This window comes from Micromonospora sp. NPDC005299, assembly GCF_042872345.1.
Lineage (GTDB): Bacteria > Actinomycetota > Actinomycetes > Mycobacteriales > Micromonosporaceae > Micromonospora.
In genome coordinates this window covers 207,461-222,996 of the sequence record NZ_JBIAKG010000001.1, presented here as the reverse complement: position 1 = coordinate 222,996, position 15,536 = coordinate 207,461, and the positions used below count along the sequence as shown (strand labels likewise).

At 73.6% G+C, this 15,536-nt stretch carries 10 protein-coding genes; 9 read left to right on the top strand and 1 reads right to left on the bottom strand.

What is annotated here, in order from left to right; genetic code table 11:
* Window positions 1-3 precede the first annotated feature (3 nt).
* Entirely contained in the window at window positions 4-810 is an 807-nt protein-coding gene (locus ACFYPD_RS01060; RefSeq protein ID WP_387107410.1) for a DUF3105 domain-containing protein, read from the bottom strand.
* A 98-nt stretch (window positions 811-908) separates the two neighbouring features.
* Between ACFYPD_RS01060 and argS the strand changes: the two genes are divergently transcribed.
* From argS to rho, 9 genes are all read left to right on the top strand, one after another.
* Complete coding sequence (gene argS / locus ACFYPD_RS01055; RefSeq protein WP_387107408.1) at window positions 909-2,576, top strand: arginine--tRNA ligase; 1,668 nt, start codon at window positions 909-911, stop codon at window positions 2,574-2,576.
* Window positions 2,576-3,988 carry a diaminopimelate decarboxylase gene (lysA, locus tag ACFYPD_RS01050; protein ID WP_387107406.1) on the top strand — a complete coding sequence of 471 codons (1,413 nt, stop codon included), beginning with the start codon at window positions 2,576-2,578 and terminating at the stop codon, window positions 3,986-3,988. Before argS ends, lysA begins: the two co-directional genes overlap by 1 nt.
* A complete protein-coding gene (locus ACFYPD_RS01045; protein WP_387107403.1) occupies window positions 3,985-5,295 on the top strand; it encodes a homoserine dehydrogenase in 1,311 nt (436 codons plus the stop codon). Before lysA ends, ACFYPD_RS01045 begins: the two co-directional genes overlap by 4 nt.
* A gap of 111 nt (window positions 5,296-5,406) precedes the next feature.
* Window positions 5,407-6,456, top strand: coding sequence for a threonine synthase (gene thrC / locus ACFYPD_RS01040; RefSeq protein WP_387107401.1), 1,050 nt, complete (start codon window positions 5,407-5,409; stop codon window positions 6,454-6,456).
* A 120-nt stretch (window positions 6,457-6,576) separates the two neighbouring features.
* Window positions 6,577-9,837, top strand: coding sequence for an efflux RND transporter permease subunit (locus ACFYPD_RS01035; RefSeq protein ID WP_387107400.1), 3,261 nt, complete (start codon window positions 6,577-6,579; stop codon window positions 9,835-9,837).
* 167 nt (window positions 9,838-10,004) lie between these two features.
* Window positions 10,005-10,826 carry a polysaccharide deacetylase family protein gene (locus tag ACFYPD_RS01030; protein ID WP_387107397.1) on the top strand — a complete coding sequence of 274 codons (822 nt, stop codon included), beginning with the start codon at window positions 10,005-10,007 and terminating at the stop codon, window positions 10,824-10,826.
* Window positions 10,827-10,835: 9 nt separating this feature from the next.
* A complete protein-coding gene (locus ACFYPD_RS01025; RefSeq protein ID WP_387107394.1) occupies window positions 10,836-12,080 on the top strand; it encodes an MFS transporter in 1,245 nt (414 codons plus the stop codon).
* A 79-nt stretch (window positions 12,081-12,159) separates the two neighbouring features.
* Window positions 12,160-13,104, top strand: coding sequence for a homoserine kinase (gene thrB, locus ACFYPD_RS01020; RefSeq protein ID WP_387107393.1), 945 nt, complete (start codon window positions 12,160-12,162; stop codon window positions 13,102-13,104).
* A 296-nt stretch (window positions 13,105-13,400) separates the two neighbouring features.
* Window positions 13,401-15,500: a transcription termination factor Rho gene (gene rho / locus ACFYPD_RS01015; protein WP_387107391.1), complete on the top strand. Its 2,100-nt coding sequence runs from the start codon at window positions 13,401-13,403 to the stop codon at window positions 15,498-15,500.
* Window positions 15,501-15,536: the final 36 nt, after the last annotated feature.

Below are 15,536 nucleotides of genomic sequence, written 5' to 3'. Positions count from 1 at the left end.
TCCTCACTGGGTCGGCTGCTCGGGCATGTTGTTGCCCAGGTTGTCGCGCGGCGTGGTGCCGGTGGCGGTGACACCCTGGTCGCAGAGCGCCGTCGGGCCCTCCACGGAGGCGTTCACCCGCAGGGTCTTGATGAACTCGTCGATCCGGCTGTCGTCGGCGTTGTCGACCTTGAGCTGGAAGCCCCAGGCCTGCAGCGAGATCGGCTTGTCCAGCCCTTCGAACGGGCTGAGCATCAGCTTCTCCTTGCCCTGCACCTTGGCCTTGAGCTTCGCCACCTGGTCGGCGGGCAGGTCGGGGCGGTAGGTGATCCAGACCGTGCCGTGCTCCAGGCTGTGCACCGCGTGCTCGTTGGCGATCGGGGCGTCGTAGACGTCGCCCATGCAGTTCTGCCAGGCCTGGTTGTGCGGGCCGCCCACCGGCGGAAGCACGTCGTACTTGAGCGGGCCCGCCTGGTGCTGGCCGCCCTTGACCAGGTCCTTGTCCTTCTTGCGGAAGTCGACGATGCCGTTGATCGCGTCGGCCCGCTTCTCCCACGGCTGCGAGCCGCGGTAGACCGCCCACGCACCCACGCCGATGATGCCGACGGCCAGCACGCCGACCGCGACGAACAGGGCGATCGGACCCCAAGCGCGACCCTGGCTCACCTTCACCGGGGTGACCGGCTTGCGGCCCTTCCCGCCGGTCGGCCGCGGGGTGCCCTTGCCGCCGGAGGGCTTGTCGGCAGCCGCGGGCCGGCCGGCGGCCGGCTTCTTGCCGGTGCTGACCACGGTCGGACGGCGCTCTGGGCCGCCCGGGGTGCTGATGCTCATCGTGCCTCGTCAGGTCGGTCGGTCAGGGGAGCCGCGGGCCGGTTCACATGCTGGGTCGCCGCCGCGGGGACCGAGTCTACCCCCGATAACATGGTTCGGTGACTCCCGCAGAACTCGCCGAGGTCGTCCTCTCCGCAGCCCACGCCGTCTTCGAAGACCGGGGCCTGGATCGCTCCGCGCTGCCCGCGCAGACCACCGTCGAGCGACCCCGCAGTCCCGAGCACGGCGACTACGCCTCGACGCTGGCGCTGCAGCTCAGCAAGAGGGTCGGCGTGCCCCCGCGGGAGCTGGCCGCCGCCCTGGCCGACCAGCTCGGCAGGGCGCCGGGGATCAAGTCGGTGGAGATCGCCGGCCCGGGCTTCCTCAACATCCGGCTCGACGCGGCCGCCGCCGGCCAGCTCGCCAAGGTCATCGTCGAGGCCGGCCCGGCGTACGGCGGCAGCGACGCCCTCGCCGGCCAGCGGATCAACCTGGAGTTCGTCTCGGCGAACCCGACCGGCCCGGTGCACATCGGCGGGGTCCGCTGGGCGGCCGTCGGCGACGCGCTCAGCCGGCTGCTCCGCGCCACCGGCGCCGAGGTGGGCACCGAGTACTACTTCAACGACGCCGGCTCCCAGATCGACCGGTTCGCCCGCTCGCTGCTCGCCGCCGCGCAGGGCCAGCCGGCCCCGGAGGACGGCTACGGCGGCGCGTACATCGCGGAGATCGCGGCCGAGGTGATCAAGCGCCGGCCGGAGGTGCTGGACCTGGCCGAGGCCGCCGCCCAGGAGGTGTTCCGGGTCGAGGGCGTCGAGCTGATGTTCGCCGAGATCAAGGCGTCGCTGCACGACTTCGGCGTGGAGTTCGACACCTACTTCAACGAGAAGGACCTGCACGACCGGGGCGAGCTGGACAAGGCGCTCGACCGGCTCCGTGAGCAGGGCCACCTCTACGAGTCCGAGGGCGCCACCTGGCTGCGCACCACCGACTTCGGCGACGACAAGGACCGGGTGCTGCGCAAGTCCAACGGCGAGTGGACCTACTTCGCCGCCGACTGCGCCTACTACCTCGACAAGCGCGAGCGCGGCTTCGAGCGCGTGGTGATCATGTTGGGCGCCGACCACCACGGCTACATCGGCCGGATGAAGGCCATGGCCGCCTGCTTCGGCGACGACCCGGACCGCAACCTGGAGATCCTCATCGGCCAACTGGTCAACCTGCTCCGCGACGGCGCCCCGGTGCGGATGAGCAAGCGGGCCGGCACCGTGGTCACCCTGGAGGACCTGGTCGACGCGATCGGCGTCGACGCGTCCCGCTACGCGCTGGCCCGCTACTCCAGCGACTCGCCGATCGACATCGACGTGGAGCTGTGGACCCGGGCGAAGAACGACAACCCGGTCTTCTACGTGCAGTACGTCGGCGCGCGGACCGCCAGCGTGGGCCGCAACGCCGCCGAGGTGGGGCTGAGCCGGGGCGACGCCGACGAGTTCCGTCCCGAGCTGCTCGCCCACGAGAAGGAGAACGAGCTGCTCAAGGCGCTCGCCGAGTTCCCCGCCGTGGTCGCCACCGCCGCCGAACTGCGCGAGCCGCACCGGGTGGCCCGTTACCTGGAGCAGCGGGTGGCGCAGTCCTACCACCGGTTCTACGACAACTGCCGGATCCTGCCGCGCGGCGACGAGGAGGTCACCGACCTGCATCGGGCCCGGCTCTGGCTCAACGACGCCACCCGGGTGGTCATCGCCAACGGCCTGCGCCTGCTCGGCGTCTCGGCTCCGGAGCGGATGTAATGCGGGCGCACGAGGCCGGTGCCCTGCACGGCGACATCGGCAACCGGGGGCCGGCCTGGCTGCGTCCCCCGGTCGACGTCAACGACCTGGTCCCGCTGCTGTGGCCCCGCAACGTGGTGCGCGGCGCGGGTGGCGCGCTGGCCGTCGCTGGCCTGGACGTCCGCGACCTGGCCGCCGAGTTCGGCACCCCGGTGTACGTGCTGGACGAGGACGACCTGCGCGCGCGCAGCCGCGAGTTCCGGGACGCCTTCCCGGACGCCGACGTCTACTACGCCGGCAAGGCGTTCCTCTGCCGGGCGGTGGTGCGGATGATCGCCGAGGAGGGCCTGTTCCTCGACGTCTGCACCGGAGGCGAGCTGGCCACCGCGCTGTCGGCCGGAATGCCGCCGGAGCGGATCGGCTTCCACGGCAACAACAAGTCGGTGGCCGAGCTGACCCGGGCTGTCGACGCCGGGGTGGGCCGGATCATCGTCGACTCGTTCGCCGAGATCGACCGGCTCACCGCGCTGGCCCGCGAGCGCGGGGTGCGCCCGAAGGTGCTGGTCCGGGTGACCGTCGGCGTGGAGGCGCACACCCACGAGTTCATCGCCACCGCGCACGAGGACCAGAAGTTCGGCTTCTCCCTCGCGGGCGGTGCGGCCGCGGCGGCTGCCTTCAAGATCCTCGACGAGGACGTGCTGGAGCTGCGCGGGCTGCACTCGCACATCGGCTCGCAGATCTTCGACGCCAGCGGCTTCGAGGTCTCCGCCCGCCGGGTGCTCGCCCTCCAGGCGCAGATCCGCGACGCGCGCGGGGTGGAACTGCCCGAGCTGGACCTGGGCGGCGGCTTCGGCATCGCGTACACGACGCAGGACGACCCGGCCGCGCCGCACGACCTGGCCAAGCGGCTCCGGAAGATCGTCGACGGGGAGTGCGCGGCCGAGAACCTGGCCGTGCCGCACCTGTCCATCGAGCCGGGCCGGGCCATCGTCGGGCCGGCCGTGTTCACCCTCTACGAGGTCGGCACGGTCAAGTCCGTGCCGCTCGGCGGCACCGGGGGCGGCGCAGCGGACGGTCGTGCTTATGTCAGCGTCGACGGGGGGATGAGCGACAACATCCGCACCGCGCTCTACGACGCGTCCTACTCGGCGACGCTGGCCAACCGGGCCTCGGCCGCGGAGCCGATGCTCGCCCGCGTGGTGGGAAAGCACTGTGAGTCCGGGGACATCGTGGTGAAGGATGAATTCCTGCCCGCCGACGTGCAGCCCGGAGATCTTGTCGCGGTGCCCGGCACCGGGGCCTACTGCCGGAGCATGGCCAGCAACTACAACCATGTCCCGCGGCCCCCGGTCGTCGCCGTCCGCGACGGTCGGGCGCGGCTGATCGTCCGCCGGGAGACCGAAGACGACCTGCTCGCATTGGATGTGGGATGACCTCACCCGTTCGCTTGGCCCTGCTCGGCTGCGGCACGGTCGGCAGCGACGTGGTGCGGCTGCTGCACGAGCAGTCGGCCGACCTCGCCGCCCGGATCGGCGCCCCGCTGGAGATCGCCGGCATCGCCGTCCGCCGGATCGGCCGGGACCGCGGCGACCTGCCGGTCGATCCCGCCCTGTTCACCACCGACCCGCTCGGCCTGATCAAGCGGGACGACGTGGACGTCGTGATCGAGGTCGTCGGCGGGATCGAGCCGGCCCGCACCTGGCTGGTCGAGGCGCTGCGCGCCGGCAAGAGCGTCGTCACCGCGAACAAGGCGCTGCTCGCCGAGGACGGCGCGACGCTGCACGACGCGGCCGCCGAGGGCGGGGCGGACCTCTACTACGAGGCCAGCGTCGCCGGTGCCATCCCGCTGCTGCGCCCGCTGCGCGAGTCGCTGCACGGCGACCGGATCAACCGGGTCACCGGCATCGTCAACGGCACCACCAACTTCATCCTCTCCGCCATGGACGCCACCGGCGCCGGCTTCGCCGAGGCCCTGGAGGAGGCCACCGAACTGGGGTACGCCGAGGCGGACCCGACGGCCGACGTGGAGGGCTTCGACGCCGCCGCGAAGGCCGCCATCCTGGCCTCGCTGGCGTTCCACACCCGGGTCACCGCCGCCGACGTGCACCGCGAGGGCATCACCGAGGTGACCGCCGCCGACGTGGCCAGCGCCAAGGCCATGGGCTGCACCATCAAGCTGCTCTGCATCGCCGCCCGGGGCGCCGACGCGGCCGGGCGCGAGACGGTCAGCGTCCGGGTGCACCCCGCCATGATCCCGTTGACCCACCCGCTGGCCGGCGTCGGCGACGCGTTCAACGCCGTCTTCGTCGAGGCCGAGGCGGCCGGGCAGCTGATGTTCTACGGCCGGGGCGCGGGCGGCGCGCCGACCGCCAGCGCGGTCCTCGGCGACGTGGTGGCGGTGGCCCGCAACCGCCTCGCCGGGGTGCACGCGGCCAGCGAGTCCGCGTACGCGGACCTGCCGGTGCGGCCGATGGGTGAGGCGCTCACCCGCTACCACATCAGCCTGGACGTGGCCGACCGACCGGGTGTGCTGGAGGCGGTGGCCGGGGTCTTCGCCCGGCACGAGGTCTCCATCGCCACCGTGCGGCAGGGCCCGGCGGGCGCCGGCCCCGACGCCGAGCTGGTCATCGTCACCCACGTGGCACCGGACGCCGCGCTCGCGGCCACCGTCCACGAGCTGCGCGGGCTGGACATCGTCCGCTCGGTGACGAGCGTGCTGCGGGTCGAGGGCGGGGCGTAGCCGACCGTCCCGCCTGATGGTTAACCGGAGGTGTGCCGGCGGCCGGTCGGGAAGGCTGGTCCACGCTGGTAGGGGCCCCGCGACCGGGGCGGCAGAGGCGAGGAGCGCGACATGTGGCGGGGTCTGATCGAGGCGTACCGCGACCGGCTGCCGGTCACCGACGCCACTCCCGTCGTCACCCTGCACGAGGGGAACACGCCGCTGCTGCCGGCGCCGGTGCTCTCCGCCCGGGTCGGCGCCGACGTCTGGCTCAAGGTCGAGGGTGCGAACCCGACCGGCTCGTTCAAGGACCGGGGCATGACGGTCGCCGTCTCCAAGGCCGTCGAGGCCGGTGACAAGGCGATCATCTGCGCCTCCACGGGCAACACCAGCGCCTCCGCCGCCGCGTACGCGGCCCGCGCCGGGATAACCTGCGCCGTGCTGGTGCCGCAGGGCAAGATCGCGCTGGGCAAGCTGGCCCAGGCGCTGGTGCACGGCGCCAGGCTGCTCCAGGTGCAGGGCAACTTCGACGACTGCCTGGCGCTGGCCGGCAAGCTCGCCCAGGACTACCCGGTCGCGCTGGTCAACTCCGTCAACATCGACCGGCTGCACGGGCAGAAGACCGCCGCGTTCGAGATCGTCGAGGCGCTCGGCGACGCGCCCGACATCCACTGCCTGCCGGTGGGTAACGCCGGCAACATCTCCGCCTACTGGATGGGCTACTCGGAGGACCTGCGCGACGGCAACGCCACGAAGGCCCCGACGATGTACGGCTTCCAGGCGGCCGGCGCGGCGCCGATCGTCACCGGGCAGGTGGTGCCCGAGCCGTCCACCATCGCCACCGCCATCCGGATCGGCAACCCGGCGAGCTGGACCAAGGCGATCGACGCCCGCGACGCCTCCGGCGGGCTGATCTCGGCGGTCACCGACCGGGAGATCCTCTCGGCGTACCGGCTGCTGGCCCGCGAGGTCGGGGTCTTCGTCGAGCTGGGCAGCGCGGCCAGCGTGGCCGGCCTGCTCCAGCAGGCCGCCGCCGGTCGGGTGCCGGCCGGCGCCACCGTGGTCTGCACGGTGACCGGCCACGGCCTCAAGGACCCGGAGTGGGCCATCTCCACGGCGCCCGCCCCGCTGACGATCGCCAACGACGCCCTCGCCGCCGCCCGTTCCCTCGACCTGGTCTGACGCGCCCGCGCCGCCGGCTGCGGGCGCCGTCACGCCGGCCGGGGTCCGTGCGTGGGAGCGTGATCGTGTACGGCAGACTCTGGACACCCCGTACACCCCTTTCAGGAGTGAGTAACGCCCATGTCGGTGCTCGCCAGATTCAGTCTCGCCAACCGGGGGTTGATCGCCCTCATCGCGCTGGTGACCACGGCGTTCGGGGCGTTCGCCGTGCCGTCGCTGAAGCAGCAGCTGCTGCCGTCGCTGGAGTTCCCCGCCGCGTTCATCGTGGCGCCGTACCCGGGCGCCGCGCCGGAGATCGTCGAGTCGCAGGTCGCCGAGCCGATCGAGAACAGCCTCCAGGGCATCCCGGGGCTGGAGAAGGTCACCTCCACCTCACGCGAGGGCTCCGCCACCGTCCAGGTGCAGTACGAGTTCGGCACCGACCTGGACGACGTGGTCAACAAGATGCAGACCGCGCTGAGCCGGATCGACGCCCAGCTCCCCGAGGGCGTCGACCCGCAGGTGATCGCCGGCAGCACCGACGACCTGCCCGCCGTGGTGGTCGCCGCGACCGGCGGCGCCGACGAGCGGGCCCTGGCCGAGAAGCTGCGCGCGACCGTCGTACCCGAGCTGGAGGGGCTGGACGGGGTCCGCACGGTCGACGTGACCGGCGCCCGCGACCAGGTCGTGACGATCGTGCCCGACCCGGCGAAGCTGGCCGCGGCCCGGCTGGCCCCGACCGCGATCGCGCAGGCGTTGAAGACCAACGGCGTGGCGCTGCCGGCCGGCGCGGTGACCGACGGCGGCCGCTCGCTGCCGGTGCAGGTCGGCACCCCGATCCGCAGCGTCGACGACCTGCGCGGGATCGTGCTGAGCACCGCCCCGGCCGCCCCCGTGCGCCTCGGCGACGTGGCCCGGGTGGAGCAGCAGCTCGCCCCGGCCACCGGCTTCACCCGCACCAACGGCAAGCCCAGCCTCGGCATCGCCGTCACCGCCTCGCCCGACGGCAACGCGGTGGCCATCTCCCACGACATCCGGGACCGCCTGGACGAGCTGGAGGCCGCCTCCGGCGCCGACCTGACCGTGGTCTTCGACCAGGCCCCGTTCGTCGAGCGGTCCATCGAGAGCCTCACCACCGAGGGCCTGCTCGGCCTGCTCATGGCGGTCGTGGTGATCCTGGTCTTCCTGCTCTCGGTCCGCTCGACCGTGGTCACCGCGGTCTCCATCCCGCTGTCCGTGCTGGTCGCGCTGATCGTGCTGTGGGCCGGCGACTACTCGCTGAACCTGCTCACCCTCGGCGCGCTGACCATCGCCGTCGGCCGGGTGGTCGACGACTCGATCGTGGTGCTGGAGAACATCAAGCGACATCTGGAGTACGGCGAGCCGAAGCGGGACGCCATCCTGGCCGCGGTCCGTGAGGTGGCCGGCGCGGTGACCGCCTCCACCCTCACCACGGTCGCCGTCTTCGCGCCGATCGCCCTGGTGGGCGGCTTCGTGGGGCAGCTCTTCGCGCCGTTCGCGATCACCGTGACGGTGGCGCTGCTCGCCTCGCTGCTGGTCTCGCTGACCGTGATCCCGGTGCTGGCGTACTGGTTCCTCAAGCCGCCGCGCGGTGGGGCCGACGAGGTCGCCGCCCGGCACGCCGCCGCGGCGAAGGAGCTGCGCAGCCCGTTGCAGCGGGGGTACCTGCCGGTAATCGGCTTCGCCACCGGGTCCCGGGGCACCCGCTGGGCGACCGTGGCGCTGGGCCTGCTGGTGCTCTTCGGCACGTTCGGGCTGGCGCAGAAGCTGGAGACCAACTTCCTGGACGACTCCGGCCAGGACACCCTGGCCATCCAGCAGGAGCTGCCGGCGGGCACCGGGCTGACCGGCACCGACCAGGCCGCCGCGCGGGTGGAGGAGATCCTCCGGCGTACGCCGGGGGTGGCGACCTACCAGGTCAGCGCGGGCGGCGGCGACAACCCGTGGGCGGGCGGCGGCAACGACACCGCCTCCTGGTCGCTGGCGCTCACCGACGACACCGACGCGGCGGCGGTCCGCGAGAAGCTGCGCAAGGAGTTCGACGCGCTCGGCCCGGAGGCGGGCGAGCTGACCTTCGGCGGCGGGCAGAGCGCCTCCGCCAACCAGCTCGAGGTGGTCGTGCAGGCCGCCGACCAGGAGACGCTGACCCGGGCGGCCGAGGCCGTCCGGGACGCGATGGCCGGCACGCCGGGCGTCGAGGACGTCACCACCGGCCTGGCCACCCGGGTGCCCCGGGTGGAGGTGACCGTGGACCGGGTCGCCGCGGCTCGCGCCGGGCTGACCGAGGCCGCCGTGGGGCAGGTCGTCGCGCAGGCGTACCGGGGGGCGCCGCTCGGCCAGGTCACCCTGGACGGCACCCCGCAGAACGTGGTGCTGAGCACCGGGGCCCGGCCGCCGCTGAGCGTGGCCGAGCTGCGGGCGCTGCCGGTCGGCCGGGTGAAGCTGGACGACATCGCCGACGTCAACCAGGTCGAGGGCCCGCAGCAGGTGACCCGGATCGACGGCGAGCGGAGCGTGTCGGTGACCGGCTCGGCCACCGGCTCGAACCTCGGCGCCACCACCCAGGAGCTGCAGAAGAAGCTGGACGCGCTGGACGTGCCGGGGGCGACGTTCGTCATCGGTGGCGTGAGCGCGGACCAGGCCGACGCCTTCGCCGACCTGGGGTTGGCCGTGCTGGCGGCGATCGCGATCGTCTTCCTGATCATGGTGGGCACGTTCCGCAGCCTCACCCAGGCGTTGATCCTGCTGATCTCCGTGCCGTTCGCGGCGACCGGCGCGATCGGGCTGCTGCTGCTCACCGGGACCCCGCTGGGCGTGCCGGCGCTGATCGGCGTGCTCATGCTGGTCGGCATCGTGGTGACCAACGCGATCGTGCTGCTCGACCTGATCAACCAGTACCGGGGGCAGGGCATGGGCGTGACCGAGGCGGTCGTCGAGGGCGGCCGGCGCCGGCTGCGGCCGATCCTGATGACCGCGGTCGCCACCGTGTTCGCGCTGTTGCCCATGGCGTTCGGCCTGACCGGCGAGGGCGGTTTCATCTCCAAGCCGCTGGCCGTCGTGGTGATCGGCGGTCTGCTCAGCTCGACGCTGCTCACGCTGATCCTGGTGCCGACCCTCTACACGATGGTGGAGCGCACGAAGGAGTCCTTCCGCGAGCGCCGGGCCCGCCGGCGGGGCACGCCGGTGCCCGCCGAGCCGCCGGTGCCGACGCCGGTCCCGGTGACCGTCGGGGGCGGGGAGGGCCCGGCCGAGGCGGCCACCCCGGTCGCCGTGCCGCCGGCCCGCCCGGCGCCGTCGGCCGCGCTCATCGACGGTACGGACCAGTTCGAGGTGCTGCGCCTGCCGAAGAGTCGCCGGTCCCCACTCCCGCCGACGGAGTAACCGCACGATCCCCGAGAGGTGGCCGTCCCCCGCGGACGGCCACCTCTCCCTTTTGGGGGACGGTGGAAACCACCTCGCGAGCGGTACGGTGAGTGAGCCGATACCTACTGTGAGTGTCGGTCCGTCCCGCCGTGCCGGGGGCGGCCGGCCAGAGCGGGAGCGGGGCGATGGCGGACGGCGTGGCCCGGTGGGGCAGGCGCAGGGTGCTGCGCCGCACCGCGCTGCTGGCCGGAGGCGCCGCGCTGGGTGCCGCCGCGACCTCGCAGACCGCCTGGATCGCCGACCGCCGGCTCCCGCTGGCCGGCGGGCCGGCCAGCGCCACCCTGGGCAGCCGCTACCAGCAGGTCGGCGGCGGCGGGGTCGAGGTCGTGTGGGCGGTCCGCACCGGCGACCCGTTGGTCGCGCTGACGTTCGACGACGGGCCGCAGCCACAGTGGACCCCGATGGTGCTGGACACCCTGGCCGAGCACCGGGTGCCGGCCACCTTCTTCCTGGTCGGGGAGCGGGCGCGCCGCCACGCCGCGCTGATCCGTGACCGGCTCGGTGGGCACGAGGTGGGCAACCACAGCTGGGCGCACCACGACCTGGCCCGGATGGACGCCCACACCGCCTACGACGACCTGCGCCGCAGCCACGAGGCGATCGCGGCGGCCACCGGGGTGGCACCCCGGCTGCTCCGCCCGCCCTGGGGGCACCTGGGCGGCGCGGTGCTCCACGCCGCCGCCCGGCTCAACTACCGGCTGGTCCTCTGGACGCTCCAGATGGTCGAGGGGGAGTACCCGCACGACCCGGCCGGGCACGCCCGGCGGATCGTGGCCGACGTGCGGCCGGGCACCATCCTGCTCGGTCACGACGTCGGCCCCGAGCGGCGGCTGGTCGCGCTCGGCGGGCTGCCCGACATGATCACCGGGCTGCGCGCCCGCGGCTACGCCTTCGTCACCGTGTCGGAACTGCTGCGCCGCGCTGCCGCCCTGGGAGCGGCCCGATAGGGTTCCGGCGTGTCACCCACCGTCTCGGTCCTCGTCCGCAACCGCGACTTCCGCAACCTCTTCCTCGCCGAGCTGGTGGTCTTCGGCGCCGACTGGTTCGTCATGGTGCCGCTGCTGGTGCTCCTGCCGGCGCTGACCGGCAGCGGGGTGTGGGGGGCGCTGGTGCTCGCCGTGGACACCGGCATGACTGCCCTGCTGCTCCCGTACACCGGCACCATCGCCGACCGGTTCGATCGCCGGAAGATCATGATGGCGGCCAACCTGGCCGCGCTCGCCGGCATCCTGCTGCTGCTCGGCGTCCGCAGCGCCGGCACCGCCTGGCTGGCCCTGGTGTCGATCGCCGCCGTGGCGGTGGCCAAGGCGTTCTACTCACCGGCCGCCCAGGCCGCCCTGCCCAACGTGCTCGACCCGGCCGACCTGGCCGCCGGCAACGCGATCGCCGGGTCGGCCTGGGGCACCATGACCGTGGTCGGCGCCTCGCTCGGCGGCATGCTCAGCGCCGCCGCCGGCCCGTACGCCAGCTTCTGGGTGGCGGCCGTCGCCCTGGCCGGGGCGGCGGGCCTGGCCGCGCGGATCCGCCGGCCGTTGCAGGCGCCCCGCGACCCGGCGGCGGTCGTCCCGCGCACCTGGCCGGCGATCCGGGAGGCGCTCAGCTACATCGCCCACCGGCCGCGGGTGCTCGCCCTGGTCACCGTGAAGTCGGCGGTCGGCCTGGGCAACGGGGTGCTGACCGTCTTCCCGCTGCTCGCCGGGCTGTACGGGGTCGGCGCGGTCGGCACCGGCCTGCTCTTCGCCTCGCGCGGCGCCGGCGCGCTGGTCGGCCCGATCCTGATGCGCCGGGTGCTCAGCAACCGCGCCTGGCTGCTCACCGGCCTGGCCCTGTCGATGTCCCTCTACGGCCTGGCCTACGTCGGCGTCTCGCTGGTGGACTGGTTCCCGCTGGTGCTGGTCCTGGTCTTCCTGGCCCACCTGGGCGGCGGCAGCAACTGGGTGCTCTCCAACTACGCGCTGCAGGGCGAGGTGCCGGACCGGTTGCGCGGCCGGGTCTTCGCCACGGACATGATGCTCGCGACGCTGGCCATCTCGGTCAGCCAGCTGGTCGTGGCGCTCGTGGTCGACGCGGTCGACGAGCGCACCGTGCTGGCCGGCTGCGGCCTGGTCACGGTGGTCTACGCGGCGGGCTGGCGGCTCGCCACCCGGCGGCTGTCGCTCACCGACCCGGTCGAGGAGGCCACGCCCTCTCGCACCCCGTGAGCGGGACCGCCGTCAGGCCCCGCTTCCCACGGTCCGGGCGATCCGGCGCGCTGTCGGGGCCGGGCCCTAGCATGAGCCCGTGCCGACGACTTTCACCTCCGGGCCGGTCCGGGTCCGGGTGCCCGCGACCAGCGCGAACCTCGGTCCGGGCTTCGACTCCCTCGGGCTGGCCCTGGGGCTGCACGACGACGTGGCGGCCGAGGTGACCGCCGGCGGCGTACGGGTGGCGGTGACCGGCGAGGGTGCCGGCGAGCTGCCCGGCGACGACCGGCACCTGGTGGTGACCGCCATGCGGGCGGCCTTCGACGTGCTCGGCGCGCAGCCGGCCGGGCTGGCGCTGGAGTGCGTCAACCGGATCCCGCAGGCTCGCGGCCTCGGATCCTCCTCGGCGGCCATCGTGGCCGGGGTCCTGCTGGCCCGGGCGCTGGTCACCGACGGCGCGGCGGGGCTGGACGACGCCACCGCGCTCCGGCTCGCCTCCGAGCTGGAGGGGCATCCCGACAATGTGGCGCCCTGCCTGCTCGGCGGCTTCACGGTCGCCTGGACGGAGCCGGCCGGGGCCCGGGCGGTCAGCCTGCCCGTGGCGGAGGCGGTCCGGCCCACCGTCTTCGTTCCCGGCGAGCGCGGCCTGACCTCGGTCGCCCGGGCGGCGCTGCCGGCCACCGTGCCGCACGGCGACGCGGCGCTGAACGCGGGCCGGGCCGCGTTGCTGGTGCACGCGCTGACCGCCGATCCGGCACTGCTGCTGCCGGGCACCGTCGACCGGCTGCACCAGGACTACCGGGCCGAGGGGATGCCGGCCACCGCGGCCCTGGTGGGGGCGCTGCGTGAGGCCGGTGTGGCGGCTGTGGTCAGTGGGGCGGGCCCGACCGTGCTGGCGTTGTCCGAGGTTCCCGCGGGATTCCAGGCGGGAACAGATTGGCGTCGGTGGGAGTTGCCGATAGACGTCAGCGGGGCCCGGGTTGCCCGGGGTAGACTTGGACACGCCGAGCGGGACCCTGTTGCCGCAGGTCGGAAGAGTTGATTACGCTCTACACCTAGCACAGCCGCGAAGCATGCGATCTCCTGCGGGTCGGCGCACCCCCGAAGCTACTCGGCGGTCAGCCCGTCACCCCTGCCAAAGGCCCACGCCGCACCGCAGTTTCCACAGGTCGCCGCAGACGGCGAGACCTGCTCACCGATGTTGGTGAGTCGGGAAACCGACCGGCTGCTGTGTCACAGACTCCCGCGACGCGTCCATGCGAGGCGGGTGCACCGAGGCCGCCCGGCCACCTGGTTTTCGACTCCGGGCAGCCCCGGCCTATCGAGGGAAGGAATCCATTGAGCGACACCACCGACGTGACGTCGGATGTTTCCAACGTCGCTGGCGATGCCACCACTGCCGCCCCCACACGCCGTCGGCGCAGCGGCACCGGCCTGTCGGCGATGCTGCTGCCTGAGCTCCAGAGCCTGGCCGCGTCGCTCGGTATCTCCGGTACGGCTCGCATGCGCAAGGGCGAGCTGATCAGTGCGATCACCGAGCGGCAGGGCGGCGCCGCCGCCGGAACCCCTCGACCGCGGGCCGAGGTTGCGGCCGCGGCCGCTCCCGCCCGCGAGGAGGTGCACGCCGAGGTCCGCGAGGAGCGGGCCGAGACCGAGCGTCGCGCCACCGAGCCGGCGCCGGCCGCCGAGGCGACCGAGGGCCGCACCCGCAGCCGCCGGGGCCGTGCGGCCGCCGCGACCACTGAGGCGCGGCCGGCCGAGACGCGTGCCGAGGAGGCTCCCGCCGAGACCGGCGAGCGGGCCGAGCGCGGCGAGCGTGCCGAGCGCGGCGAGGGCCGGGGCCGCGAGCGGGCCGAGCGTCCCGAGCGCGGCGGCGAGCGGGCCGAGCGCGGCGGCGAGCGGGCCGAGCGCGGCGGCGAGCGGGCCGAGCGCGGCGGCGAGCGGGCCGAGCGCGGCGGTGACCGGGCCGAGCGCGCCGACCGTGGCGAGCGGGCCGACCGTGGCGAGCGCAACGAGCGGGGCGAGCGTGCCGATCGGGGCGAGCGTGCCGATCGGGGCGAGCGTGCCGATCGGGGCGAGCGCAACGAGCGGGGCGAGCGCGGTGACCGGGGCGAGCGCAACGACCGGGGCGACCGCAACGACCGCGGTCAGCGCGCCGAGCGCAACGACGACGGTGACGACGACGGCGAGGGCGGCGGCCGGCGCGGCCGGCGCAGCCGGTTCCGGGACCGCCGGCGCGGCCGCGGCGACCGCCCCGAGGGCGGCGACGGTGGCGGCCGCGAGCCGCAGGTCGGCGAGGACGACGTGCTCGTCCCGGTCGCCGGCATCATCGACGTGCTCGACAACTACGCCTTCGTCCGGACCACCGGCTACCTGGCCGGCCCGAACGACGTGTACGTCTCGATGTCCCAGATCAAGAAGTACGGCCTGCGCCGCGGTGACGCGATCACCGGTGCGGTCCGGGCGGCCCGCGACGGTGGCGGCGAGCAGCGGCGGGACAAGTACAACCCGCTGGTCCGGCTCGACACCATCAACGGGATGGAGCCGGACGAGGCGAAGCGCCGGCCCGAGTTCTACAAGCTCACTCCGCTGTACCCGCAGGAGCGGCTGCGGCTGGAGACCGAGCCGCACATCCTGACCACCCGGGTCATCGACCTGGTGATGCCGATCGGCAAGGGCCAGCGGGCGCTGATCGTCTCGCCGCCGAAGGCGGGTAAGACGATGGTGCTGCAGGCGATCGCGAACGCGATCACCCGCAACAACCCGGAGTGCCACCTCATGGTGGTGCTGGTCGACGAGCGGCCGGAAGAGGTCACCGACATGCAGCGGTCGGTGAAGGGCGAGGTCATCGCGGCCACGTTCGATCGTCCGCCGCAGGACCACACCACGGTGGCGGAGCTGGCGATCGAGCGGGCGAAGCGTCTGGTCGAGCTGGGCCACGACGTGGTCGTGCTGCTCGACTCGGTGACCCGGCTCGGTCGGTCGTACAACCTGGCGGCGCCGGCCAGCGGCCGGATCATGTCGGGTGGTATCGACTCCACCGCGCTCTACCCGCCGAAGCGCTTCCTGGGCGCGGCGCGGAACATCGAGAACGGTGGCTCGCTGACCATCCTCGCCACGGCGCTGGTGGAGACCGGCTCGATGGCCGACACGGTCATCTTCGAGGAGTTCAAGGGCACCGGCAACGCCGAGCTGAAGCTGGACCGGAAGATCGCCGACAAGCGGGTCTTCCCGGCGATCGACATCAACCCCTCCGGCACCCGCAAGGAGGAGGTCCTGCTCGCGCCGGAGGAGCTGGCGATCATCCACAAGCTCCGGAAGGTGCTGCACTCGCTGGACTCGCAGGCGGCGCTCGACCTCCTGCTGGACCGGCTCAAGCAGTCCCGCACGAACATCGAGTTCCTGATGCAGATCGCGAAGTCCACCCCGGGCGAGTGATCTGAGGAGTTCCGAAGAGGGGCACGGCCTGCGGGC